This is a genomic window from Novosphingobium sp. FW305-C-30-35 (assembly GCF_058783135.1).
Genome location: NZ_JBYSYJ010000001.1, coordinates 1,980,380 through 2,005,025, shown reverse-complemented (window position 1 = coordinate 2,005,025; position 24,646 = coordinate 1,980,380). Strand labels below are relative to the sequence as shown.

Genomic DNA, 24,646 nt, shown 5'->3' with positions numbered 1-24,646 from the left:
GCTCCGGCATTTCCCTTGGCCGAACCGCCCGGCGCGATCATTTCACGCCGGACGGCGGCCTTGCAACCCTTCGTTTCGCGGGCGTTTCAGCGCATGTCCTCGACCGAGACCCAGCCCTTGGTGCCGAAGCTGTCCTGGACCTCGATGAACAGACCTTGCCGCTGACCGGTGGGTGTGAGAGCGGTCCCGGCGCGCACGGTGCGAAGAGCTGCGGACTTGAGATCGGCCGCGGCAAACATCCTGGTGTCGATTGCGGCGGTCGCGCTGGCGGGGGCCGCCGGTGCTGGCGCGGCAGCCGGAGCGAGCGATGCGAGGGCGGGGCCCTGGCCCGACAAGCCGTTGAAAGCCTTGACGAAAGCCTCGATCAGCATCTGCCCGTCCTTGCTTCCGGCATACGCAGCACCGGTCGCCCCACTGGCAACTGCACCAATGGTGCCGCCGCCATTTCCGAAGGAAATCGTGGTCTTCTTGACCTCGCCAGAGCCGGAGGCGACGGTCTGGCCATTGGCCGGGCTGATCAGGCGGATGCCGGCGGCGACCACCTTCTTCTTGCCGCCAAACCCGCCGAACATGCCGAGCATCGAGCCGGCGCCCGGAATGCTGCGCATCATTCCGCTTGCAGCGCCCGAGCGGACAAGGCCTTCCATGGCGACTCCCTTGGCCTTTTCAATGGCTTGGTCGACTTCTTCCTTGTCACCGGCGATGACGTTCATCAGGAACGTGGCGGGCTCGCCGCTCGCGGGATCGTGCAGCGAAAAGCAGCCGGATTCGCGGGCCATGGCGGCAATCAGCTCGCGCGGGGAGGACAGGCCGTACTTGGTCCAGCCTTGCGTATCGCCATCCACGAGCGCGACCGAGCCATAGCTCTTGTCGCACTTGGTGAGCGTGACCGGCGGCTCCTTTTCGGCCGCCAGGGCAGCGGTGGAAACCATTGAGAGCACTGCGAAAGTCAAGGTCCTGCGAAGCATCGGTCTTCCCCTAGAAGGGGGGCTGCACCCCCGTGCGGCCCCTTTCCAACTCTCGCGAACTCTGCGGCAACTCCCCCTCAACTCCCACACAACTATCCCGTCACTCTCGTGACAAATGCGGTCATCTTCGTTGACGTGTTCAGGGTGCCTTCGGTCCGAACGCGATGGCGCCTGCAACATTGCCGGTGGTCGTCTGGACATAGTACCCGACGCCGGCATGCGTCGCCCCGACCCCGGCGAGGAAGCCTTCGATCGAGGCCCCGCTGGCACCGGTCAGCGTCATTTGTCCGGTCCCTGCACCGAATGTCGTTCCGCTGGCGCGAAGCGAGATCGAGGGGGTGGCCGTGCCGCCGCTCGTGGCCATGGTGACCGGCTGGCCTGACACCGTCAGTCCGGCCTCGAACCCGACCTTGGCGGTGGAGAAATCGACCGAGAGCTTCGCACTGTCGAGCGTGCCGACAACCGCGTTGGGTGTTGCCGGACGAGTGCTGCCGACGAGGGCGTAGTCGACCTTGCCGGAGGTCGGCGCATTGGTGGCAGGCTTGCCCCAGACTTGCGCGAGGCCGCCGGTGCCAAGCGTGGTGCTGGGCGTTCCGGCAAGGCCGGTGATGTTGCCATTGATCCAGCGCGACCAGGCAACGATTCCGGAGGCATTGCCACCGTCAGTGCTGGTCGCGCCGCTCTGCTCGAAGAAGCCATCAACCTTCGTGAGCCCGCCGTTGCTGTCGGTGGTGACGGGCGTTGCGTTTTCGAAGGTGGAGAAGCGTCCGCCGCCGAGATAGCCGACATACTTGACGATGCCGTCCGGCGCAGCCGCGGGCGTCGTGTTGCCGCTTCCCGTTCCCGCCCCCGCTCCAACCTTGAAGGCTGCCGCGCCGATGATGTTCCTGGCGTTTCCGGCGGTGCTGACGGCGGTGTAGGTCAGGGCAAGCTTGTCGGTGCTGCCGGCCCAGTTGCCGAAGGCGGCAAGGTAGCAGACGTTGCCATTGCACGAACCAGAGTCGTCGTCGCCGGGGACGACGAAGCTGAAGCTCTGATTGGAGAAGACATTGAAGTTGCTGGTCGACTGGGTGATGTCGGCAAGGCCGCCGGTCGTGGTGAAATCGAAGGTATAGGCGCCGCCGCCAGCCCCGCCGGTCGGCATCACGATCTTCGCCTCCATCGCGATCTTGGGCAGGGCGAGGCCGAAGTTGACTTTGAAGCTGCCGGTAAAGGTGCCGGGCGCGCCCGAGCCATCGACCCATGTCGGCTTGGTGGCGGCGAGGAGGTCGTAGGCGATCGTCCCGGTTGTCGGCACCGCAAAGCCGGTCGGCGTGGCGCGGGTCAGCATGTAGTGGAAGCCCTGATCTGCCGTCAGGGTAAAGGGAGTTGCGCCGGTGTTCGTGCCATCGGACCAGCGACCGACAAGCACATCGGCATCCCCTGCGACGTCGCTGATCGTCATGGTGCCTAGCGTGCGGGTGAAGTTGCCAGCGCGGGTGTAGCTGGTGAGTCCGCCATTGCTATCGAGCGTGTAGGACAGGGCATCGAAACCCTGCTCGCTGCCCGCCAGCAGGGTGCTGCTCGAGAGGCGCAGGGTGGTTATGAAGTTTATGCGCGGGGACGTGCCGTTGAAGCCGCCGGTATAGCCAGTCAGCACATTCGATGCAGGAGCCTTTCCGAGATAGGCGAGCGTCGTTCCGGTCTGTCCGAAAACGGCGACGCCGTTGATCTGGGTGGAGCCGGGCAGGGACCTGTCCGACAGGCTGTAGGCAAAACCGGCATAAGCGGCGTTCTGGCCGAACAGGTTTCCGTTGAGCGTGGTGCCACAGGCCGAGACGCACCCGCCGCCGGAAGTGGAGGTGGTGGCAAGGTTCGCGTTGGTGCCGACGAAGGCGCGGTCCGTGCCGATCAGCAAACCGCCATTGGTCGGATCGGCGGCGCCGCCTGCGGTTTGGACATGCCAGCTGCGGCTCCCCGCGACTACATCCATGGCCACGCCGATCTTGGGCGCGGCGCCGAAGCTTACCGCGAGGCTGCCGGTGAATGTCCCGACTTCGCCTTCTGCCGCCCCGTAGTCAGTCGGTGCGGTGCCGCCGACGAGCCGATAGTCGACTTTCCCGCTGGCCGGGATCGTGGCCGATGGCGTGCCGACGATGAGGTGGTTGTTGAAGTTCACCGCATTGTTCGAGGTGTCCGACAAGTAGCGGGTCCAGGCGACGTCATCGCCGAAGCGGCCGTATTCCTTGGCGACGTTGACCGGGTTTGCCGCGTAGTTGAAATCGAGCGGACGGCCGTTCTGCGAAAACTGCAGGCGGTTGATCTTCCCCTCGGCAGTAATGTCGGCAGTGACGGGCGAGGTGATCAGCGTGGCTTCGGCGCTGGTGTTGTATCCGACCTTGGCTGCGCTGGTGCCGGGCAGACCGGAAAACTGGTCGGGGTTGCCGCCATCCGCGAGGTAGACATAGTAGCTCTGGACGAAGGCCAGCGTCGCCCCGTCGAACAGGGCAGCCAGCACGCCGGCGTCGGTCAGCGCCTTGAGGTAGGCGAGAATCTGCGCCTGCGTAAGTGCCGTGTATTCCGAAGGCTTTCCGCCGCCTGCGAGGAAAGCGTAGTACGCCTCGAGCGCGGTGACATACGTCGCGTAGACAGGCAGCGCCGTGTAGCCATCGGGCGTGCCGCCGCCTGCAAGGAAGGCGTAGTAGGCGGTAAGAAATTCAGCCTGCGTGCCGAGCAACGTGGCAAGCTTGCCGCTGTCGATCAGCGCCTTGATGTACTGTTGCAGCAGGGCAAGGTCGGCCCCGGTATAGGCGCTCGGCACGCCGCCCGCCTGCAGGTAGGCGACATAGGCCGAAAGCGCATCGGCAAAGGCTTCGTAGTTCGGCGGGGTGGGCAGGCCGGTATAGAGGTCCGGGTTTCCACCATTGGCGAGATAGGCGAAGAACGCCGAATAGAAGCTGGCGAGTTGGCCAAGGAACGCCTCGTTCGCGTCCACTGCCGAAAGCGCGGCGAGATACTGGCGGATCTCGTCCTGCGTCAGTGCGGTGTAGGCAGACGGCAGCCCGCCGTTCTGCAGGAATTCGTAATAGGCCTGGAGCGCCGTGGCGTAGCCGGTGAAGACGTTGAACGGCAGGCCCTGCCAGCCATCGATCGTCCCGCCACCGGTCAGGTAGGCCAGGTATTGGGCATAGAACGTGGCCTGTGCGCCGAGGAACCGGTCAAGCGCGCCAGCAGCGGCAAGGGCATCGAGGTACTGACGCAGCACGGCGGGATCGAGCGCGGTATAGGCCGAGGGCACGCCACCCGCCGCGAGATAGGCCTGATAGCTGCTGAGTGCGGATGCATAACCGGCAAAGACATTGGCGGGCAGGCCCTGCCAGCCGTCGATGGTGCCGCCCTGCTTCAGGTAGGCGAGATACTGCGCGTAGAACGTCGCCTGTGCGCCGAGGACCTGTTCGAACAGGCCCGTGGCCTGCAGAGTTTCGAGATACTGGCGCAGTGCGGCAGGATCGGCGGCGCCGTACTGGCTCGGCAACTGGCCGCTCTGGAGGTAGGCGAAGTAGGCGGTCAGCGCGGTCTGGTACTGGTGGATAAAGGCGGTGCCGCCATTGGCGAGATAGGCCTGCAACAGCGCGCGGTCGGTTTCGGCAAGGCGCACAAGCAGGCCGGAATCGTTGAGGAAGCCGATATAGGCGGCAAGCGTCGCCTGGGTCGCGCCTGCAAACGCCAGCGGATCGCCGCCGCTGCGCAGATAGGCGAAGTAGGCGCTGGTCAGCGAAGTGTAGCGCGTGACGAACTGGTCGGCATTGCCGCCACCCAATACGAAGGCGAGATAGGTATCGACCAGCACGCGGTTCTGGCTCGACAGCGCGGCAAAGCCATCGGTGCGCGAGCGGTAGGAGATGAAGGCGTTGATGTCTGCCAGCGAAGTGCCGCTGAACGAGGACGGCGCCGCGCCCGAACGGACGAGGTCGAGGAACTGCACCATCAGCCCGGCATAGACGGTGAGGAACTGCGCCTGCGTCTGGCCGCTGGCGAGGTAGTTCAGGTAGGCGCGGATCACGTCGGCCTGGGCCTGGTTGAAGGGCTGGCCGCCGTAGAGGCTTTCAAGCCGGGCGGCATAGGCGACGAGAACCGCAAGATCATTCGAAGGGAAGGTTTCGAGGCTGGGATTGGCCACAGCCGCTTCGATGCGCTGGCCTGACGAGACGATATCGCCCGAAGCGCCAACTGCTGCGAGCGCTTCGCCGAGGACCACGGGCACGCCGTTCTCGGCAGCAGCGGCGGGACCGCCTTCGCTGATCGAGGCGACTTCCGGTTCGGGCGCCGGTGTTGATGCGGGCGCTGGTGCCGGAGTTGGCACGGGCGTCTGTGCCGCAAGCTGCGCTTGCCGCTGCGGGGTCATGCGCGGGGCGGGCGCGACGGGGGCCGATGTGGCAAGGCGCGGGTGGCCGTTGGCCACTTCCCATGCCTGCCCGGCGTTGAAGCGCCGCTCCTCGCGCCCGTTGGCAATGCTGGTTAGGCCGGTCAGAACGCGGCCCGTGGCCATCGTCTTGCCGCTGGCGTCGGTGGCAACCGAGAAGCTGCCCGACGAGCCTGCGCCCGCAATCTTGCCCGTTCCCTGACCGCCGAGGCGGACGAGCGTTTCGCTCATGCCCGCGCCGGTCACGGTGACGTTGCCCTTGAACAGATCGACCGAGCCATCGGGGCGCAGCTGGAACTCCGCACCTTCGACGAACGAGAGCATCGCGCCGCTGGACAGGCGGATCTGGGTGATGCCGGACTCTTGGGTCACGCGCTCGCCACGCAGGGCGGCGGCGGCAAGGTCGGCATTGTCGGCAAAGACCATCTCTTGCGCGTGGGCGCGGGTGGCGAGTGCGAGGCTGGAGGCTCCGATCAGGAGGGCGGTGAGGGCTGAGGCTTTCATGGGGCTGGTCTCCCGGATCAGAATTCGAAGCGCGCGCCGGCCTGCACGGTCCAGCGTTCGTGATCGTAGAGGGCGATGTTCGACCAGTTGCGCGACCAGGCGGCCTTGGGCTGGAGGAACAGGCGCGGCAGGATGGCGAACTTGACGGCAGCGGTCACGTCGACGCGCTCGTCATGGCGCTTGCGCATGAACAGCAGATCGGCGCGGTCATAGCGGCGCAAGTCGAAGGCCACGCCACCGACCACCGCGACCTTGGGCGCGATCTGGATCTCGGCACCGGCGCTGGCTCCGGCGAACGTGTTGGATTCGGCATCGCCGGCCTGCGCGCGGGTTTCCTCGTGCCCGCCGATCAGGTTGACGGAGAACTGGCGGGCGGCGAGGCCGAGGCCCACGGCGAAGCGGTCAGCATCGCGCAAGGGGTCGCGGTCGTAATCGAAGCGGGTGTACTGCACCGAGGCGGACAGTGCCTTTCCGCCGCTCAGCATGTGGGTGTACTGGCCGATCGCGCCATAGGCGGTGCGGAAGCCCTTGTGGCCGAGCCAGTACTTCTGCACCTGCCCCGAAAGCGAGGCGACATCGCGGTTGGCGAAAGTGTGGGCAAAGCCTGCCGTCCCGGTGAGGCTGGCCTGATCGAAGGCGGCAGAGTCCAGATTGTCGCGGAAGTTGCCGAGGAGCGAGCCGAACACGCGGTCCTGCCGACTGATCGCGCTGACGCCCGAGATGCCGCCTGAGATGTCGTAGAACTTGTCCTTCTTGGCGCGGGCGTTGTTGCCCAGGGTGCCGGGGCCAAGCGCGGCAAACAGCGGGATGGTGATCGAGGTGAGCTGGGTGGCGGAGTTGATGTTGCTGTCGTGCCCGAAAGCGCTTTCCGCGAAGCCCGAAAGGTCGGAGCCGCCGCCCTTGATCTGCCTGTCGAACTGGCGGACGAAGCCGGTGAAGCGCTGGCGGACCGGGTCAGGGATGGTCGGATCGTCGACCACGGTGGCGAACTGGCTGCGGGCGGTGTCTATGTCACCGGCCAGGGCATAGGCGCGGGCGAGTTCGGCGCGGGCCGGGGCATTGTCGGGCTGGCGGGCAAGCACCCGCTGCAGGGCGACGATGGCTTCGCCATAGTACCCGGCGTCCGAAGCTGCCAGGCCGAGGGCGTAGTCGAACGCGGGGTCGCCGGCCTTCTGGCGCTCCTGCGCGGCAAGTGCGGCATAGCGGGCTTCGGCTTCGTTCGCCTGGCCGAACGCGGGCATTGGCAGCGCGGCAGCCACGGCCATGGCGCAGGCCGTCGCCTGCAGGAAAAGGTGCTTGGTCGCCATCGTACCCCTCGCGACTGGATGATGGCATTCCAGCTATCGCGGGGGGTGCGCGATGTCCGATGACAATGATCGTCACGGGGGTGACAAGGCCCGTAGGGTAGATCCCTGAGGCTTATCACATAGACACAGGCTATGCTTGCAGGCTAAGCCAGAGTCATGAGCAAGCCCCCTTCGCGCCTCCGCCTTGATCCCCGTGCTGTCGCCACGTTCTGGCGGGTGTGTGAGACCGGATCGATCAGTGGCGCGGCGCGGGCGCTGAATATCTCGCAGCCGTCAGTTTCGAACACGATCTCGCTGCTGGAGCAGCGGCTGGGGGTGACGCTGTTCGCGCGGTCGCGAAGCGGTATCGTGCTGACGCGCGAGGGCGAAGCTCTGCGCGAGCGGGCCGAGGCGATGGTGCGGCTGCTGGAGACGGCGGCAGTCGAGGTGGACCACGCTGCGCGCAACGTGGCCGGGCCGTTGCGGATCGGCGGGACGCCCGGCGCGCTGGTCAGCCTGTTGCCGCAGGCAGTGGCGCGGCTGGAGGAGCGCGTCGGTCCCTTCGCGCTGAGCGTGATCGAGCGGCCCGATCCCCAACTGACCGATCTGTTGCGCAAGGGTTCGCTCGACCTTGCCTTCGTGACGACCGAGATCGAAGCCTGTCCGCCGGATCTGGTTGAAGTGACGGCCTCGCGCGATTCCTTTGCCCTGATCGTGGGGCGGCGGCACGATGCCTTGGGCGACAGTGTTTCGCTGCGCGAGGTGGCCGACTTGCCGTGGGTCCTGCCCGAGGCGCAAGGCGCGTTCCGGCGCCAGGTCGATGCGCTGTTCCTGGCTGCCGGTGTGGCTGTGCCGCAGAACGTGATCCGCTGCGATTCGCTGCTGACGACCAAGGCCATCGTCCGCCATAGCGACCGCGTGACGATCCTGCCGCGTACGGTAGCGGCGGCAGAGCTGACCATCGGCGTGTTGCGGGCCATTGCGATCGGCGAGGCGACCTTCGAGCGCAGCGTGGGCGTGCGCTATCTGGCCGAGCGGGGACTGCCGCCGCTGGGGCGGGCGATGCTGGATGTCCTCGCCGAGGCATAGGCTGGGCCGATAACGGGGCGATAATCGGTTATTTTACCTGATGGCTTGCGCGGCGTAGGCCGGGCGGCAAAGCCTTGGGAGAAACCATGATCGATCGCCGTTCCGTTCTCGCCAGGGGCGTTGCTGCCCTTGCTGCAAGCGGTGCCTCGCTGTCTGCGAAGGCCACCCGCAAACCAGCCCCCAGCCCACGCTTTCCCGAGGGTTTCCTATGGGGCGCATCGACCGCGCCGCACCAGATCGAGGGTAACAATACCACGTCAGACCTGTGGTATCTCGAACACCAGCAGCCCACCGTCTTTGCCGAGCCTTCGGGCGATGCGGCCAACAGTTTCCTGTTGTGGGAGCGTGACCTCGACCTGGCCAAGTCGATCGGGCTCAACACCTATCGTTTCGGGGTGGAATGGGCGCGGATCGAGCCGGTCAAGGGGCGGTTCAGCACGGGCATGCTGGGGCACTATCGGCGGATCGTCGAAGGCTGCCGGGCGCGGGGACTCGCACCGGTCGTCACCTACAGCCACTTCAGCGCGCCCCTGTGGTTCAGCGCGCAAGGCGGCTGGACCAACCCCGAAAGCGCCGAGCTGTTCGCCCGCTACTGCACCCGCGTGACGCAGGCGATGGGCGCGCAGATGCACAGTGCGATCACGCTGAATGAGCCCAACATCTTGTTGCTGCTCAAGCCCATGCTTCCAAAGCCGGTGTGGGACATCCAGAAGCTGACGCTCGATACGGCGGCCAAGCGGCTCGGCGTGGAAAAAATGGTTTGCGGCAACGTGGCGGCTTATGAAGACCTGCCGGCACTGCAGGTCGGTCTGCTGGCCGCGCACAAGGCGGGCCGCGCGGCGATCAAGGCGGTGCGGCCGGACCTTCCGGTCGGCGTATCGCTGGCGATGCTGGACGATCAGGCGGTGGGCAAGAACTCAATCCGCGATCGCATGCGTAGCGAGCTTTACGGGTCGTGGCTTGAAGTGGCCAGGGCCGACGACTTCATCGGCGTGCAGAACTACGAGCGCGCCTTGTGGGGCGACAAGGGCAGGCTTCCTCCGCCCGAAGGCGGCGTGCGCAACTTTTCAGGCACGGAAGTCTGGCCACCGTCACTGGCGGGCGCCGTGCGGTATGCCCATGCGGCGACCGGACGCCCGGTGCTGGTCTCCGAACATGGTGTCGGCACCGATGACGACGCCGTGCGCGCGGCGTTCATTCCGCCTTCACTCGCGGGCCTCAAGCAGGCGATCGACGATGGCGTGCCGGTGATCGGCTATTGTCACTGGTCGCTGGTCGACAACTTCGAGTGGATCTTCGGCTATCGGCCCAAGTTCGGTCTTGCCAGCTTTGACCCGGTGACGTTCGAGCGGAAGGCCAAGCCGAGCGCTGGCGTGCTGGGGGCGATTGCCAGGGCGAACGCGCTGGTTTGAAACGAAAGAGGTCCGAAACGAAGCGGGCGGCAGTTTGTCCTGCCGCCCGCCCCTTTTCGATGTCGCTTCGATCAGAACGCGATGCTGAGCGAGGCGCGGATCGAGTAATCGACGCCGCCCTGGATCTGTTCGGCACCGCCGGCCAGCTGCCAGGTGTAGTCCATGCCGCCCATCAGCAGGCGCGCTTCGGACGTCCAGCCTGACTTCATGCGGTCGGCCACCAGGCGGAACTGGTCGCCGTCCTCGAAGTTCGCCACCGTATCGCCGAGCGTTCCGGCGAGCCGTGCGCGGTAGCCGCCTTCCAGCTCAAGCGTGAGCGGGCGCTCGTCGCGGTTGACCTCACCCGCGCTCCATGCGGCAGTGAGGCTTCCGGTGCCGGTCAGCAGGTCCGAGGTGCGCTTGGCGACGGACAGCGCGATCTGTTCGCTGCCGGTCTCGGTGTAGCCCTTTTCGCTCAGGCGGTAGTAATCGAACTTGGCCATCGGCTTGAGCGAGAGGTTGCCGCCGAGATCGGCACGGTAGGACACGCCGCCCTGGCCGCCTACGGTCCAGCCCTTCCACCGGCCATTGGCGGTGTACGAAAGAGCAGAGCCATTGACGGCGCCGGTGAACTGCCGCGTCGAATTCAGCGAGACACGGCCGCCCGAGGCCTTGGCAAAGGCGTAGAACGGACCGGAAGCGAGACGCCAGAACAGGCCAAGCTCGTAGTTGCTCGCATCGGTCTTCTGGTAGTCCGAGGTGGTGATGTCGCCCTTGGTATAAAGGAACGACAGGCCGAGATAGCCCGCGCCGATATCGCGCTCCAACCCGGCCGACAGGCCCCAGCCCTTGACCTCGAACGCCGCCGTGCCGGTCTGGTCCTTGGTCCCGCGGAAGTAAACCGGTTCGAACCAGCCGCCGACTTCGCTGATGTCGAAGATCGAGCTGTCGTCCATCAGGTGGCGCGATGCGATCCGGCCCGAACGAGTGACGAAATCGAACACGCCACCGGCATAGTCGGGCAGGAGCTGATTGAACTGGCCCTGCAGCGCGGCAGCATCCTCCACTTGCAGGAAACTGCTGCCAAGGTTGGCCACGGCCGTGCCCTGCTTGTAGATCGCATCATAGGCGGCGGCCTGCGGCGCGGTCAGGCCAAGCTGCGCCGCGGTCTTGCGCGTCACGGCCAGCACCAGGGTCTCGCCGACGCGGTTGATCGCGCCGTTGAACAGGACCGGCAGCTGGGTGTTGGTTGCATCGAACACCGGCGCACCGGTCAGCGTGTCTGCCTTGAGGAAAGTGTAGTTGCCGACCGCCTTGTCGAGCGAAGTGATCGTGGCGGTGACCTTCGAGCCGGTGGCGAAGGTCGCGGTGTTGACGTCGATCAGGGAGGAGGTGCCCGTGCTGCCGTCGATATAGACGTTGAGCGCACCGCCCGAGTTCACGGTGAGGCTGTCAAATGAGAGGGTCGCCGCGCTGCTTGCGCCGAACCTGCCGCCGTTGACCGTGACGTCCAGTTGGCCAGCATTGGCAAGGGTACCCGAGAAGATCGAGGTCCCTCCAAGGGTGAGCGTTCCCGCGTTTCCGCCAATGTCCAGCTTGCCGATGAAGAAGGCGGTGTCACCCATCGTCATCGTGGCCGTGCCCGCGCCGAAATCGATGTTGCCGACATAGCCGCTGTCGCCCGAAAGCAGGACCGAATCGTTGCCCGCGCCGAGGAAGCTGTTGCCGAAGATCCGGCCCGAAGCCACGTCGAGCACGTCATTGCCGCTGCCGGTGTGGATGTTGCCGGTGATCGAGGTGTAGATCGTCGGGTTGGCGGAGTTGTAGCCGCTGGCGGCCTTCTCGGCGTCCTGCGCCTTCTTGTCGATCGCGTTGAGGTACTGCTTGATCGTCACGCCGCTGGTGTTGGCGGTCAGGTCGATCGCGCGCAGGTCATCGCCGCTTGTCCCCGAAACCGAGATGAACCCGGTGTTGTCGAGGCTGGTCAGCGTGCCCGACTTGTCCTGGATGGCATAGGCAGTGCCTTCGCCCGGCGAGGACAGCGTGGCCTTGATCGTGCCGCTGTTCGACAGGCTGGGCACGGTCGAGCCTTCGTTGATCAGGATGGCGACTGCCTTCTGGTCGACCGTCGTCGCGCTGACCGTGCCCGAGACGCCGATGCCGTTGGCCATGGTCACCGTGCCACCTTTGCCGCCGATCACGACCGCATAGGCATCGGTATTGCTGTAGACGGCATTGGCCGTGACGTTGCCGTCGAGCGCGAGCGAGAATTCGCCGTCGCGACCCTTGACCTTGCCGATCACGATGTCGCTCGCCGCGCCAACGAGGATGCCGGGGCTGTTGCCGACCGAGTTGATCGTGCCGGTGACTTCGGAGGCATCGGCCACGCCGTCGTTGTCCTCGTCGGTCTTGGTGCTGTCGAGGTCATAGGGGGCCGCGTCGAGCAGGATGCCGCCCGCGACGCTGCCGCCGATCTCCACTGCGGCCTTGCCGGTGCGCAAGTCGGTGCGGGAAAGCGTCTTCGTGGTGCCGGCGTCATTGGTGTAGGACGAGCTTTGCGAGATCGCGCCCTGTATGCGCACCGCGCCGCCGACATTGCCGCCAACGACAAGGCCCTGCGCGCCCGCGCCGACCACGGCAACGGTGCCTTCGACCGTCACGTTGCCCGACACGCCCCTGGTGCCGATGCCGACGCTGTTGTCGCCCAGTACCTTGATCGTGCCGGTATTGGAAACGCTGCCGGTGAGGTCAGACTTGGCGACCATGCCGGCCGAATTGAGGCCTTCGACGGTGATCGTGCCGGTGTTCTTGAGCGTTGCCGTGGTCGTCGCGCCTGCGCCGACCAGAATGCCATAGCGGTTGCTGGCCGAAGCGATCGGGCCATCGACGGTGCCGTTGTTGTCGGTATCGGCGCCGTTGAAGCTTTCGGTCACGGTTATCGTGCCGCCGTTGGTCACCGTGGTGTTGCGCCCGGCCTCGACGGTGATTCCGGTGTCGCCGTCCTTGCCGCCGGTGTTGGTGATGGTGCCGCCCGATGCGACGGTGGCGGTGTTGTTCGAATCGACCGTGACCGCGGTGCCGCCCGAGCCCAGCGTGATGGTGCCGCCACTGGCGACGGTGACGTTCCCGGCGGTCGAGGTCTTGAGCGGCGCGGTGGTGCTGGTGCTGACGGTGGTGTCGGCATGGGCCGCCTGAGGCGCCATGAGGACGAGAGCCAGAGAGGCTCCAGTCAGCGTCGACAGAATGGTTGTGCTGTGAAGACGGTCCATAAACCCCTCATGAATTCCGATAAAGATGGCCCGCGCCGGGGTGCGGTCGGCGCGGGCCGAGTGCCGGATGGCGAGGCAGGCCCCGCTGTCCGATCGACAGGTCGGAGGACTTGTGGCCGCAAAGCCGGTTGCCTCCGCGGGACCTAACGGAGCGCGCCGGCCAACCCTTCGCCGGGGCGTGCAAATAATTGCGACGAACCGTGTCTTAAGTTCCCGTAAATCTGTTGTTCACTTGGGAACCGGCAGGCAGGGTACGTGGAATCCCCTGCGCTGGGCCGGGGATTGGTGCGAAACGGCGGGTATCCTTGACCTTCTACGGCGATCTGCGCTCGGAAGCGGTGTCGGCTGAGGACAGCCCGATTCCCGCTGCGGATCCGATCCATCGCGAGGCGCTGGATGACGCGGCCCTCATGCGCGAGGTTGCGCGCGGGTCGGTCGACGCCTTCACGCTGCTGGTCGATCGCCATTCGCCCGCGCTCTATCGCGTGGCCATGCGCATGCTGTCCGATGCGGCCGAGGCCGAGGACGTGCTGCAGGACTGCTTTGCCCGCCTGTGGCAGAACGCCCCGCGCTGGACGCCGACCGGCGCTGGCCTTGTCGGCTGGCTGCACCGCGTGACGATGAACCTGTGCTTCGATCGCAAGCGCCGCTTCCGGGTGGTCACGGTCGACACGATGCCCGATCCCGCTGACGAGACCCCGTCTGCCGATCGCCGGATCGAGGCAGACCAAGCTTCGCAGGCCGTAGCTGCCGCGCTGGCGGACTTGCCAGAGCGTTATCGCGCAGCATTGGTCCTTTGTTATTACGAAGGTTTTTCCAACGCCCTTGCAGCCGAGGTGCTTGATCTCAATATCAAGGCGATGGAATCGCTGCTGTTCAGGGCCCGCAGGCAGATGCGCACGCTGTTGGAAGCGCGCGACGTCGGTTGTGCCGATCTCGAGGCCCACGCGTGATGGCGCGCGAGGTTCCCGTCTCCCCCGCGAAGGCCAGCGCGGCGCTTGATGCGATGCTGAACAAGGCGCCGCGTCCTGCAATGCCGCCGGGGCTTGCGGCGCGGATCGTGGCACAGGCTACGGCGTTGCCGCAGCTTCCCGCCGAAGCCGCACCCCTCGCAGAGCCGTCGACGCCGCGCGAAACGGCGCAGGTGATTCCATTCACTGGCACTGAAGCTCGCCCCGCTCGGGTGGCTGCGCCTTCGCGCGTGCGGTTTGCCGTCGGCGGCCTTGCCGCTGCTGCGGCAGCTATTGCCGCCGTCGTGCTGCTTGGCCAGCCAGCGCACAACCCGGTTCAACAGGGCGGGCCAACCACTGTGATGGCGCGGCAGCAACCCGCAGCCCAGCCCTCCGCAATCGCGGTGCCTGCGGCAGAAACTCCGGTGCAATTGGCGCAAGTCCCCCTGCCTCCGGCGGCGCGCGGAAGCGGTGCGGCGGCTGAAAAGAGGCCGGATGCACAGGAGTCGGTCCCGGTAGCGCCGCCCGTGGCAGTGCCCGAAGCGCAGCTTGCGTCGACCCCGGCGCAGCCCTCGCGCGAGACTGCCGGGCCTACTTCCGACCCTTCGCCCCGCCCGGCATTGCCGCGCGGTTTGATGGGACCGCCGGCACCGCAGCAGGGCTGGGGCTTTTCGGGCGGGGCGCCGGGCGCAGGCCTTCCGGGCGGGCAGGCGCTGCCCAGCCAGACAACGGGGTCCGCCCCGCCGCCACCTCCCCCGCCGGGCAACTAGCCGCAGCCTTGACGCTGGGCTAAGGGCTTGGCCATGCAACAAGAACCGATCCTCGTGCTGACCACCGGCGGCACCATCGACAAGGCCTATTTCGACGCATTGAGCGAATACCAGATCGTCGAGAGCGGAATCCCCGCGCTGATCGCCGAGGCGCGCGTGGCGCTGCCGTTCCGGGTGATGGAACTGATGCGCAAGGACAGCCTCGAACTGACCGACGCCGACCGCGCGCTGATTGCCGCCGCGGTGCGCGAGGCGCCCGAGCGCCATGTCGTCATTACCCATGGCACGGATACGATGACCGAAACGGCCAAGGCACTCAGCGACATTGCCGGCAAGACCATCGTGCTGACGGGCGCCCTGTCACCGGCGCGCTTTGCCGAGACCGACGCGCACTTCAATCTCGGCATGGCCTTCGCCACGGCGCAGGTGGCGGCGCCCGGCGTGTGGATCGCGATGAGCGGCCAGGTGTTCGATGGCCTCAAGGTTCGCAAGGACCGCGCGGCCGGCAAGTTCGTGAGCGTCTGAACTCACGAACCTGCCCAGCCGGTCAAGCCGTAAGGAATTCCTTGGTATAGCGTTCGCGCAGGGTGCGCTTGTCGACCTTCTCGGTGCCGAGACGTGGGAGCGGTTCCGTCACTTCCCAGAAGCGCACCGGGATCTTGAATGGCGCGATGTGCGCCTTGAGGAATTCGCGCAGTTCCTCCTCGGTGGCCGAGCAGTCCTCCTTCGCAAGGTAAACGGCGGCGGGCACTTCGCCGAACTTCTCGTCGGGCAGGCCGAACACACTGGCTTCGGCTATGCAGGGGTGAGCGTAGATCGCGCTTTCCACCTCGATGCACGAGATATTCTCGCCACCGCGAATGATGATGTCCTTCTTGCGGTCGACGATGAACAGGTAGCCTTCCGGATCGAGGTAGCCGAGGTCGCCGGTGCGGAAGTAGCCATCGGGCATGATCGCTTCGCGCGTGGCCTTCTCGTTGTCCCAATAGCCGAGGAAATTGCAGATCGAGCGGATCGACACCTCGCCAACCTGGCCTTGCGGCAGCGGCTTGCCATCATCGTCGAGGATGGCGAGATCGACCAGCGGGCGCGAGGCCGTGCCGGTGCTGCCGGGCTTGGCGAGGTAGTTCTCGTTCAGGTTGCCGCAGCCGACGCCATTGGTCTCGGTCAGGCCATAGCCCAGCAACGGGAAGGCATGGGGCAGTGCCTTGCGGATGCGGTCGACGTGCTCGACCGGGCGCGGCGCGCCACCGGCGGCGAACGAGACGCAGGTCGAAAGATCGTACTTGTCGCGGTCCGGATGGGTGGCGATCTCGAAGCTCATCAGCGGTACGCCGACGAAATAGGTCACCTTCTCGCGCTCGATCAGGCGCATTGCCTCCACTGCGTCCCACTTGGGCATCAGTACCAGCTTGCGACCCAGCGCGAAGGACTGGAGGAACACCGGCACTTCGCCGGTCACATGGAACAGCGGCACGTTTACCAGCGTTACCGGCTGCGAACCTTCTGCCGGGCCTTCGCCCCGCGCCGTCAGGATCGCCAGCATCGCCGCCGACTGGCAGACGTAGTTCATCGTGCCCTGCACGACACCGCGGTGATCGGAATAGGCGCCCTTGGCCATGCCGGTGGAGCCCGAGGTGAATAGCACCGTGGCCAGATCGTCTCCGGTAAGGTCGGGCAGGATGGTTTCCATTCCGCCACCGTTTGCGAGCAGCGCGGCAAGGCCCTCTTCGTAAGGGCAATCGTGGCCCATCGGCAGGAGCTGCGCGCCGTGCGCGTGACCTTCGAGCCGGGCGGCACGCGCAGCGTCGGCAATGACGAAGCGGCACTTCACCAGATCGATACCGTGGGCCAGTTCCTCGCCCTGCCACCAGCCGTTGAGCAGCGTGGCGCAACCGCCTGCCATCAGCACGCCCATGTAGGCGATGACCCAGTTGGCCGAATTGCGTGCCGCCAGCCCGACGCGTTCGCCCTTCTGCAAGCCCAGCCCTTCGACAAGACCACCCGCGACATGGCGCGCCGCCTTGTAGACATCGGCAAAGCTCAGGCGGGTGTCGCCATCGACGATGAAGGTCTTCTCGCCCTGCGTCGCGCAGAAGTAGGCAAAGTAGGCCGGCAGGTGCGGCGGTGCGGCGGCGATCATCGGCAACTGCTGCCCGAACCGCTCGATCGGGACGGTGTGGAACATGCCACCTTCGGCAGTGAGCGCGCCAAAGGCGCTGTCCATGGCGAGGTCCAGCTCGGTCTTCATGTTACCCTTTCGTCTCCTCACCCTGACGCTGTCTTGTTTCGCGCCTTTTTCGGGTTTGCCTGCAACCTTTTCCCTGTGCCAATACGTTACCCCATTGGGCGCGTTTGACAGCACGAAAACGGGCCAACCAAAACATTCTGTCCTGAAAGTTCTAGGGAGTTCATCTCTTGCTGTCACTAGTGTCAACAGCAACCGCGCTTGCCGTAGCGTCGGCATCCGCAACTGCCGGACATACGCCGATTCGCTGGGAGGATCTGGGCGTGGGGCCGATCGCGCTCGATCTCGGGTTCTTTGCGCTCAAATGGTATTCGCTGGCCTATCTTGCCGGGATCGTTCTGGGCTACTGGCACCTTTTGAAGATGCTGCGTCAGCCCGGTGCGCCGATGGCGCAGCGCCATGCCGACGACCTGTTCTTCTATGCAACGCTCGGCATCATCCTGGGCGGGCGGCTGGGCTATGCGATCTTCTATGCCCCCGAACTGCTGACGCATCCGGAGAACCTGATCAAGCTCTGGGAAGGCGGGATGAGCTTCCACGGCGGGTTGATCGGCACTGTGCTGGCGATCGCCTGGGTATCCTGGCGCGGCAAGCTCAACTTCGTGCGCGTGTGCGACTACATCTCGGTCTGCGTGCCGTTCGGCCTGCTGTTCGGCCGCCTTGCCAATTTCGCCAACGGAGAATTGTGGGGCCGCGAGGCCGGTCCCGGCGTGCCTTGGGCGATGGTCTTTCCCGGCGGCGGTCCGGTCGCCCGTCACCCCAGCCAGCTCTACGAGGCCATCCTGGAAGGACTCGTGCTGGCGATCGTCCTGCTTGTGCTGTTCTGGAAGACCAGGGCGCGCTGGCGGCCGGGCCTGCTCGTCGGCACCTTCACGCTGGGCTATGCCCTGTCGCGCTTCACCGTCGAGTTCTTCCGCGAGCCCGATGCCCAGCTGCTGGACCTTGCCATGCAGAGCGGCCTTTCGATGGGGCAGTGGCTGACCGTCCCGATGATGGCCGTGGGTCTGTTCTTCCTGCTGCGCGGCTTGATGCGCCAACCCGTGGCAACGGGCGGAGCGCTTCCGGCGTGAGTGCATCGCTGCTGGAGACCTTCGCCCGCCTGATCGCCAATACCGGTCCGATCAGCGTGGCGCACTACATGGCAGAATCCAACGCGCGCTATTACTCCAGCCGCGATCCTTTCGGAACGGCGGGCGATTTCATCACCGCGCCCGAAATCAGCCAGATGTTCGGCGAACTGATCGGCCTGTGGATGGCCGACATATGGATTCGCGCCGGGCGGCCTGAGCCGATTCACTACGTCGAGCTTGGGCCGGGGCGCGGCACGCTGGCACGCGATGCGCTGGGCGCGGCGCGCCGCTATGGCCTGACGCCCCGCGTGCATTTCGTGGAGACGAGCACCGCGCTCAAGGCGCTGCAGCTCGAACTCCATCCCGCAGCCTTCTGGCATGCCGACCTGTCGACCTTGCCGACCGACGGCCCCCTGCTGATCATTGCCAACGAGTTCCTCGATGCGCTGCCGGTGCGTCAGCTTGTGCGCACGCCGGCTGGCTGGCGCGAACGCATGGTCGGCATTGCCGACGGGCGCCTGATCCCGGTCGCAGGGACGGCGCCGATGGATGCCGCTGTGCCGCAGAGTCGGCATGAAGCACCGGAAGGCACGATTCTCGAAACATCCCCGGCTTCGGCAGCGGTCGTCTACGAGGTGGCAGGCAGGCTGGCCGGACAGGGCGGCGCCGCGCTGTTCATCGACTATGGCCATGCCGAGCCGCGCTTAGGCTCCTCGCTCCAGGCGGTGCGCGGGCATCGCAAGGTCGATGTCTTTTCCAATCCGGGCGACGCGGACCTCACCGCGCATGTCGATTTCTCGGCACTGGCTCCGATCGCGCTATCGCGCGGAGTGCAATGGCTCGGCACGGTCGAACAGGGGCGCTGGCTGCGCGCGCTGGGGATCGATGCGCGGGCAGACGCGCTGGCGGCCTATGCGCCGACCCATGCCGAGGCAATCCAGGCCGCGCGCGAACGGTTGACTGGCGAAGGGCAGATGGGTGTCCTGTTCAAGGTCATGGGACTCGCAGGGCCGCATTGGCCACAGGGCGCCGGATTCGCCTGAGGCGCAAACCGCGCCCCACCCATTGTCGCAAGCTTGAAATCGCCCAAAAATACAGGGCCTGATAAGGGCTGTTTCCCGCACCAAAATGCCTGTTGGCAAAGCCGTGGCTTTGCGTCTATCAGGCGCGCCAAGTGGGGGCCGGGGCCGTGCATTTGCGCGTGCCCGGTTCCCGTGCGGTTCCGGTGTTCATGTGGTTAGCCCCATGGGCAATTTCCAGAGCCGTTCCAAAGGGGCAAGTTGGACCGTGCGCGATCCGCGTGCGCGGCGGCAGCAGGCAGGGAATTTCAATGGCTGAACAGGCAAGCATCGACACTTCGGCACAGGCCGAAGAAGGCGTGCGCCGGCGCGATTTCATCAATATCGCGGCGGTGAGTTTTGCGGGGGTTGGCGGCGCTGCCGTGCTGGTCCCGCTGGTAAGTCAGATGGCGCCGTCGGCGGACGTCCTGGCGCAGAGCTCGACCGAAATAGACATTTCGGCGATCCAGCCGGGCCAGGCGATCAAGGCGGTGTTCCGCAAGCAGCCGGTGTTCATCCGCAACCTGACGCCGGAAGAAGTCTCTGCCGCCGACAAGGTGGATGCATCCTCGCTGCGCGATCCGCAGACGCTGGAAGAGCGCACCAAGGAAGGCAAGACCAACTGGCTCATCACCATGGGCGTCTGCACCCACCTCGGCTGCGTGCCGCTGGGCGCGGGCGAAGGTGAAGTGAAGGGCGAGTTTGGCGGCTATTTCTGCCCGTGCCACGGTTCGCACTATGATACCGCCGCACGCATCCGCAAGGGTCCGGCACCGAAGAACCTCGAGGTGCCCGAATATGCATTCATCTCCGACACTGTCGTGAAGATCGGCTGAGGACAGGCAACATGAGCTTTCCCTGGGCAAACGAATACAAGCCGGCCAATGGCCTGACGCAGTGGCTTGACGAAAAGCTGCCGCTGCCGCGCTTCGTCTACAACGCAGTCGGCGCTGGTTATCCGGTTCCGCGCAACCTGAACTACATGTGGAACTTCGGCGTTCTCGCCGGCTTCTGCCTCGTGCTTCAGATCGTGACCGGCGTCATCCTCGCGATGCACTATGCCGCGAACGCTGGCGTTGCCTTCGATAGCGTCGAGCACATCATGCGCGACGTGAACTGGGGCTGGATGCTGCGCTACGCGCACGCCAACGGCGCTTCGGCGTTCTTCGTCGTCGTCTATCTCCACATCTTCCGCGGCTTCTTCTACTCCTCGTACAAGGCCCCGCGCGAGATGATCTGGCTGCTCGGCGTCGTCATCTTCCTGCTGATGATGGCAACGGCGTTCATGGGCTACGTGCTGCCCTGGGGCCAGATGTCGTTCTGGGGTGCCAAGGTCATCACCGGCCTGTTCGGCGCGATCCCGGTCGTCGGCGAACCGCTGCAGGTGTGGCTGCTGGGCGGCTATGCGCCCGACAACGCTGCGCTCAACCGCTTCTTCAGCCTGCACTTCCTGCTGCCCTTCGTGATCGCGGGTGTCATCATCCTGCACATCTGGGCGTTGCACATCCCCGGCTCGTCGAACCCGACCGGCGTCGAAGTGAAGAGCGAAAGCGACACCGTTCCGTTCCACCCGTACTACACGGCGAAGGACGGCTTCGGTCTGGGCGTGTTCCTGCTGATCTACTGCGCTGTGCTGTTCTTCGCACCGAACGCGCTGGGTCACCCGGACAACTACATCCCGGCAAACCCGCTTTCGACGCCTGCGCACATCGTTCCGGAATGGTACTTCTGGCCGTTCTACGCGATCCTGCGCGCCTTCACCTATGACTTCTTCTTCATTCCGGCGAAGCTCATGGGCGTGCTGGCGATGTTCGGCGCGATCCTGGTGTGGTTCTTCCTGCCCTGGCTGGATACCTCGCCGGTGCGTTCGGGCCACTACCGTCCGCTGTTCCGCAAGTTCTTCTGGTTCGGCCTGATCCCGACCATGGCCGTGCTGTTCTACTGCGGTGGCGCTCCGGCTGCGGAACCCTACGTGATGCTCAGCCAGCTGGCATCGCTGTACTACTTCGCGCACTTCCTCATCATCCTGCCGATCGTCTCGTCGATCGAGAAGCCGGAACCGCTTCCGTTCTCGATCACCGAAGCCGTGCTCGGCAAGGATGAGAGCGCAGTGCTCAACGCCAACCTTGCGGCCGCCTGAGCCGGTACGAAGCGCAAGAGAAAGAGAACCCCATGGTCCGTCTTTTTGGCCCCCTAGTCGGCCTCTTCTTCGCCGTCGCACTGCTCTGGTCGTTCGGCAATGGCGCCTACTCGGCGATCTCGGAACCCGCTGCCCCCACGGCAGAGCACGAGTTCCACCTGCACCCCAAGGACGTGAAGTTCGCGTCTGACGGGGCGTTCGGCAAGTTCGACAAGCAGCAGCTGCAGCGCGGCTTCCAGGTCTACAAGGAAGTCTGCGCCACCTGTCACTCGCTCAAGCACGTCGCCTTCCGTGACCTCGCCGCCCTCGGCTACTCGGAAGCCGAAGTGAAGGCGATCGCCAAGGAGTGGGGCACCAAGCAGCCCACCTTCGATCCGAAGACCGGTGAGCGCGCAGAGCGTGACAACATCCCGTCGGACTACTTCCCGACCGTGTACTACGCCGGTCAGGGCAGCCCGCCCGATCTGTCGCTGATCACCAAGGCCCGTCACAACGGTGGTGCCTACGTCGCCTCGCTGCTGACCGGCTATCAGGAACAGCCTGCCGAGCTGCTCAAGAAGTTCCCGGATGCCAAGACTCCGGATGGCCTGTACTACAACCCGTACTTCGCCAACCTGAACCTCTCGATGCCGGCGCCGCTGACCGGCGAGGGTCAGGTGACCTATTCGGATGGCACCAAGGCAACCGTCGACCAGATGGCTCAGGACGTCTCGGCCTTCCTGATCTGGTCCGCCGAACCCAAGCTGGACAAGCGCAAGCAGACCGGATGGGCCGTCCTTGGCTTCCTGCTGGTCGCCACGGTCCTGGCATACCTCGCCAAGAAGAACGTCTGGGCCGACAAGAAGGGCGAATAAGCCTTTCAAGGCCTGACAGGCGAAACGAACGAGGCCACCGGAAACGGTGGCCTTTTTCGTGTGTCAGTCGGGCGTGCCATCGATCCTCAGCTCGCTCGCCCGCCGGAACAGTTCCAGCACCAGCGGATCGCTCTCGGTATTGCGGATGGCCACTTCGAAGCGGATCTTGCGGGCGGGAGGCGGCAGAACCTCGGCCAGTATGCCCGCCTCCAGCAGTGGCCGCACCATCGGCTCGGGCAGCACTGCCGCGCCGCCGCCACCGGTAACGATATCGATCAACGTGCGCACGTTGTTGCAGGTGCCGATCGAGCGCGGCGTGACGCGGTTGGCTTCGAGCGTCTCCATCGTCACGCCGTGCAGCGGCGAGAGATCCGGAATTGACCACACCGGCAAGGCATTGGCAAACCCGCCCGCCGCTGCCGTCCGCGCGCTCGCTGCCCAGACGAGGCCGACGGAACCGATAGGCGTGGTCCGAATGCCCGGGCTCGCCACCGGTCCCGCCAGGAAAGCAAGGTCGATCGTGCCGCCAAGCAGTTGCTGGAACATGCGCGCGGTCAGGTCCAGCTCCAGCTCCAGTGTCACTCCGGGCAAGTCCTGCTCGATAGCATGGACGAAGCCCGGCAAGCACGATGCTGCGGCAATCTCGCCCGAACCGATCCGCACGACGCCGCTGGCACCCTCGAAGCCGGACGCCGTCAGCAGCGCCTTTTCGAACCCTGCCCACAGCGGCTCGCATTCCTGCACCAGCCGCCGCCCGCGCGCGGTCAACACCATGTTGCGCCCCTCTCGGCGGAAGATCGCGATGCCCAACTGCTCCTCGATCTCGCGCACGCGGGCGGATATGGCGGGCTGCGTGGTGTTCAGCCTCTCGGCCGCAGCGCGAAAGGTGCCGAGCCGCGCGATCCACAGCAGCGTTTCCAGGTGGTAGATCGCAATCCGTTTCATTGATCAGAGACTGTTATCGATTGTGATAAAAAACAATCGCTCTTTTCAATTTGTATCCTGTGCTAGCACCTCGGGCGAAAAGGAGAGTCTGCCGATGTCGAAGAAGCTCTATGCCGATGCCACTGCTGCGCTCGATGGCCTGTTGCGCGATGGCTTGCTGATTGCTTGCGGCGGTTTCGGTCTTTGCGGCATTCCAGAGCGCTTGCTCGATGCCGTGCGCGATTCGGGCGTCAAGGACCTCACCTTCGCCTCGAACAATGCCGGAATCGACAACGAGGGCATCGGCAAGCTGCTGCGCACGCGGCAGGTCAGGAAGATGATCTCCAGCTATGTCGGCGAGAACAAGGAGTTTGAACGGCAGTACCTCTCGGGCGAACTCGAAGTCGAATTCTGCCCCCAAGGCACTCTGGCAGAGCGCATGCGCGCTGGCGGCGCCGGCATTCCCGGCTTCTACACCAAGACCGGCGTCGGCACGCTCGTTGCCGAGGGCAAGGAAACCAAGATTTTTGCCAGCCCAGACGGAACTTCCCAGGAATATGTCCTCGAACGCGGCATCTTCGCCGACATCGCGCTGGTCAAGGCGTGGAAGGCAGACGAGACTGGCAACGTCGTGTTCCGCAAGACTGCACGCAACTTCAATGTGCCCGCTGCCACCTGCGGCAAGGTGTGCATTGTCGAGGTAGAGGAAGTCGTGCCCGCAGGCTCGCTCGATCCGGACAGCATTCACCTCCCCGGCGTCTATGTGCAGCGCATGATCGTCGGCGCGCCTTACGACAAGAAGATCGAGTTCCGCACCGTGCGCGAGCGGGAGGCCGCGTGATCCGTCGCGCGCTGCCCCTGCTGGCGGCGCTGGCGGCAACGCAGCTTTCGGGCTGCGTCGCTGCCGCCATCGCGCCGCTGGCAGCAACCGGTGCGCTGGGGGCCAAGGCTGCCAAGGGAAAGGGCGGCGGCGAAGCCGCTGCCACGACGCCACGCCCCGAAGTCTCGATTGGCCAAGGGGTTTCCGCTGTCCCGCCGCTGCTGGCTCCGGCCGTTGCCGAGGCCGATTCTGCGCCATCAATTCCGGTCCAGCCCCCTGCTGCCCAGCCTGCAGGAATGGCAGGATCTTTGGCCGAGAGCGCAGATCCCTATGCGGCGATGGCTGCCTATGTGCTGGCACAGGCGGAGGCCGGCAGGACTGGCAAGGACCGCAAATCGGCCTTGCTCGATCAGCGCAGTCTGGTCGAGGTTCCCCGCATGCGCGCCTGCGCCGACCAGCGCAGCGCCGTGCTGATCGATCTCGATCCCGGCAATGCCGCCTTCGATCTGGACGATCCGCCTGCGCCGGAACAAGGCCTCGCCAATCATCTCCGGCGCATTCGCGGCACCGGTACGGCAGTGGTCTGGGTCGCCTCGTTGCCGCAGACGCAGTCGAAGCGGCTTGGCACGACGCTCAAGGCGACCGGGCTGGACCCGCTCGGCATCGACAAGGTCATGCTCCTCTCAGGAGCCGAAACGCGCAAGCAGCAACTGCTTGACCGAGCCGACGCGGAGTGGTGCGTCCTGGCCATCGTGGGTGATCGCAAGGCCGATTTCGACGAGGTTTTCGATTATCTGCGCAATCCCGACGGTCCGGTCGGCATCGCGCTCGAACAATTCATCGGCGCAGGCTGGTTCCTGGCGCCGCCCCCCATCAAGTGATCCGACACGAAAGAGCTTAGAC

18 protein-coding genes are annotated in these 24,646 nt (G+C 65.5%); 12 read left to right on the top strand and 6 right to left on the bottom strand.

Features of this window, described 5'->3' with window-relative positions; translation table 11 throughout:
- Positions 1 to 86: 86 nt before the first annotated feature.
- From AC3WLM_RS09925 to AC3WLM_RS09915, 3 genes are all read right to left on the bottom strand, one after another.
- Complete coding sequence (locus AC3WLM_RS09925) at positions 87 to 932, bottom strand: SH3 domain-containing protein (RefSeq protein WP_492477268.1); 846 nt, start codon at positions 930 to 932, stop codon at positions 87 to 89.
- Between the two features lie 175 nt (positions 933 to 1,107).
- Positions 1,108 to 5,874, bottom strand: coding sequence for a hypothetical protein (locus AC3WLM_RS09920; protein ID WP_492477267.1), 4,767 nt, complete (start codon positions 5,872 to 5,874; stop codon positions 1,108 to 1,110).
- Between the two features lie 17 nt (positions 5,875 to 5,891).
- Positions 5,892 to 7,181 (bottom strand): tetratricopeptide repeat protein, encoded by a 1,290-nt coding sequence (locus AC3WLM_RS09915; protein WP_492477266.1) that lies wholly within the window; start codon positions 7,179 to 7,181, stop codon positions 5,892 to 5,894.
- A gap of 156 nt (positions 7,182 to 7,337) precedes the next feature.
- Between AC3WLM_RS09915 and AC3WLM_RS09910 the strand changes: the two genes are divergently transcribed.
- Both AC3WLM_RS09910 and AC3WLM_RS09905 read left to right on the top strand, forming a co-directional pair.
- Positions 7,338 to 8,249: a LysR family transcriptional regulator gene (locus AC3WLM_RS09910; RefSeq protein WP_039337142.1), complete on the top strand. Its 912-nt coding sequence runs from the start codon at positions 7,338 to 7,340 to the stop codon at positions 8,247 to 8,249.
- 86 nt (positions 8,250 to 8,335) lie between these two features.
- A complete protein-coding gene (locus AC3WLM_RS09905) occupies positions 8,336 to 9,661 on the top strand; it encodes a family 1 glycosylhydrolase (protein ID WP_492477265.1) in 1,326 nt (441 codons plus the stop codon).
- Positions 9,662 to 9,732: 71 nt separating this feature from the next.
- Here AC3WLM_RS09905 and AC3WLM_RS09900 read toward each other — a convergent pair whose 3' ends face one another.
- Positions 9,733 to 12,909 (bottom strand): autotransporter domain-containing protein, encoded by a 3,177-nt coding sequence (locus AC3WLM_RS09900; protein WP_492477264.1) that lies wholly within the window; start codon positions 12,907 to 12,909, stop codon positions 9,733 to 9,735.
- A gap of 305 nt (positions 12,910 to 13,214) precedes the next feature.
- Between AC3WLM_RS09900 and AC3WLM_RS09895 the strand changes: the two genes are divergently transcribed.
- From AC3WLM_RS09895 to AC3WLM_RS09885, 3 genes are read left to right on the top strand one after another with little or no spacing between them, the layout of a single operon-like run.
- Entirely contained in the window at positions 13,215 to 13,862 is a 648-nt protein-coding gene (locus tag AC3WLM_RS09895; protein WP_492477263.1) for an RNA polymerase sigma factor, read from the top strand.
- The gene (locus AC3WLM_RS09890) at positions 13,862 to 14,629 is read left to right on the top strand and encodes a hypothetical protein (RefSeq protein WP_492477262.1); all 768 of its coding nucleotides are present in this window, start codon (positions 13,862 to 13,864) and stop codon (positions 14,627 to 14,629) included. Before AC3WLM_RS09895 ends, AC3WLM_RS09890 begins: the two co-directional genes overlap by 1 nt.
- Positions 14,630 to 14,662: 33 nt before the next feature.
- The gene (locus AC3WLM_RS09885) at positions 14,663 to 15,154 is read left to right on the top strand and encodes an asparaginase domain-containing protein (protein ID WP_039337149.1); all 492 of its coding nucleotides are present in this window, start codon (positions 14,663 to 14,665) and stop codon (positions 15,152 to 15,154) included.
- Positions 15,155 to 15,176: 22 nt separating this feature from the next.
- Here the strand turns inward: AC3WLM_RS09885 and AC3WLM_RS09880 are convergent, their stop codons facing one another.
- Positions 15,177 to 16,880: a class I adenylate-forming enzyme family protein gene (locus AC3WLM_RS09880; RefSeq protein ID WP_492477261.1), complete on the bottom strand. Its 1,704-nt coding sequence runs from the start codon at positions 16,878 to 16,880 to the stop codon at positions 15,177 to 15,179.
- A gap of 179 nt (positions 16,881 to 17,059) precedes the next feature.
- Here AC3WLM_RS09880 and lgt point away from each other — a divergent pair, with 179 nt between their 5' ends.
- From lgt to AC3WLM_RS09855, 5 genes are all read left to right on the top strand, one after another.
- Complete coding sequence (lgt, locus tag AC3WLM_RS09875) at positions 17,060 to 17,947, top strand: prolipoprotein diacylglyceryl transferase (protein WP_492477260.1); 888 nt, start codon at positions 17,060 to 17,062, stop codon at positions 17,945 to 17,947.
- Complete coding sequence (locus AC3WLM_RS09870) at positions 17,944 to 18,990, top strand: class I SAM-dependent methyltransferase (protein WP_193827534.1); 1,047 nt, start codon at positions 17,944 to 17,946, stop codon at positions 18,988 to 18,990. The genes lgt and AC3WLM_RS09870 overlap by 4 nt, the downstream gene beginning before the upstream one ends.
- Before the next feature lie 287 nt (positions 18,991 to 19,277).
- Entirely contained in the window at positions 19,278 to 19,841 is a 564-nt protein-coding gene (gene petA, locus AC3WLM_RS09865) for a ubiquinol-cytochrome c reductase iron-sulfur subunit (RefSeq protein ID WP_039337156.1), read from the top strand.
- Positions 19,842 to 19,852: 11 nt separating this feature from the next.
- The gene (locus AC3WLM_RS09860; RefSeq protein ID WP_492477259.1) at positions 19,853 to 21,145 is read left to right on the top strand and encodes a cytochrome b; all 1,293 of its coding nucleotides are present in this window, start codon (positions 19,853 to 19,855) and stop codon (positions 21,143 to 21,145) included.
- A 32-nt stretch (positions 21,146 to 21,177) separates the two neighbouring features.
- Positions 21,178 to 21,999, top strand: a complete 822-nt coding sequence (locus AC3WLM_RS09855; RefSeq protein ID WP_039337160.1) for a cytochrome c1 — start codon at positions 21,178 to 21,180, stop codon at positions 21,997 to 21,999.
- Between the two features lie 63 nt (positions 22,000 to 22,062).
- Here AC3WLM_RS09855 and AC3WLM_RS09850 read toward each other — a convergent pair whose 3' ends face one another.
- A complete protein-coding gene (locus tag AC3WLM_RS09850; RefSeq protein ID WP_039337162.1) occupies positions 22,063 to 22,944 on the bottom strand; it encodes a LysR family transcriptional regulator in 882 nt (293 codons plus the stop codon).
- A 94-nt stretch (positions 22,945 to 23,038) separates the two neighbouring features.
- Between AC3WLM_RS09850 and AC3WLM_RS09845 the strand changes: the two genes are divergently transcribed.
- Both AC3WLM_RS09845 and AC3WLM_RS09840 read left to right on the top strand, forming a co-directional pair.
- Positions 23,039 to 23,764, top strand: a complete 726-nt coding sequence (locus AC3WLM_RS09845) for a CoA transferase subunit A (RefSeq protein WP_492477258.1) — start codon at positions 23,039 to 23,041, stop codon at positions 23,762 to 23,764.
- A complete protein-coding gene (locus AC3WLM_RS09840; protein ID WP_492477257.1) occupies positions 23,761 to 24,624 on the top strand; it encodes a hypothetical protein in 864 nt (287 codons plus the stop codon). Before AC3WLM_RS09845 ends, AC3WLM_RS09840 begins: the two co-directional genes overlap by 4 nt.
- Positions 24,625 to 24,646: the final 22 nt, after the last annotated feature.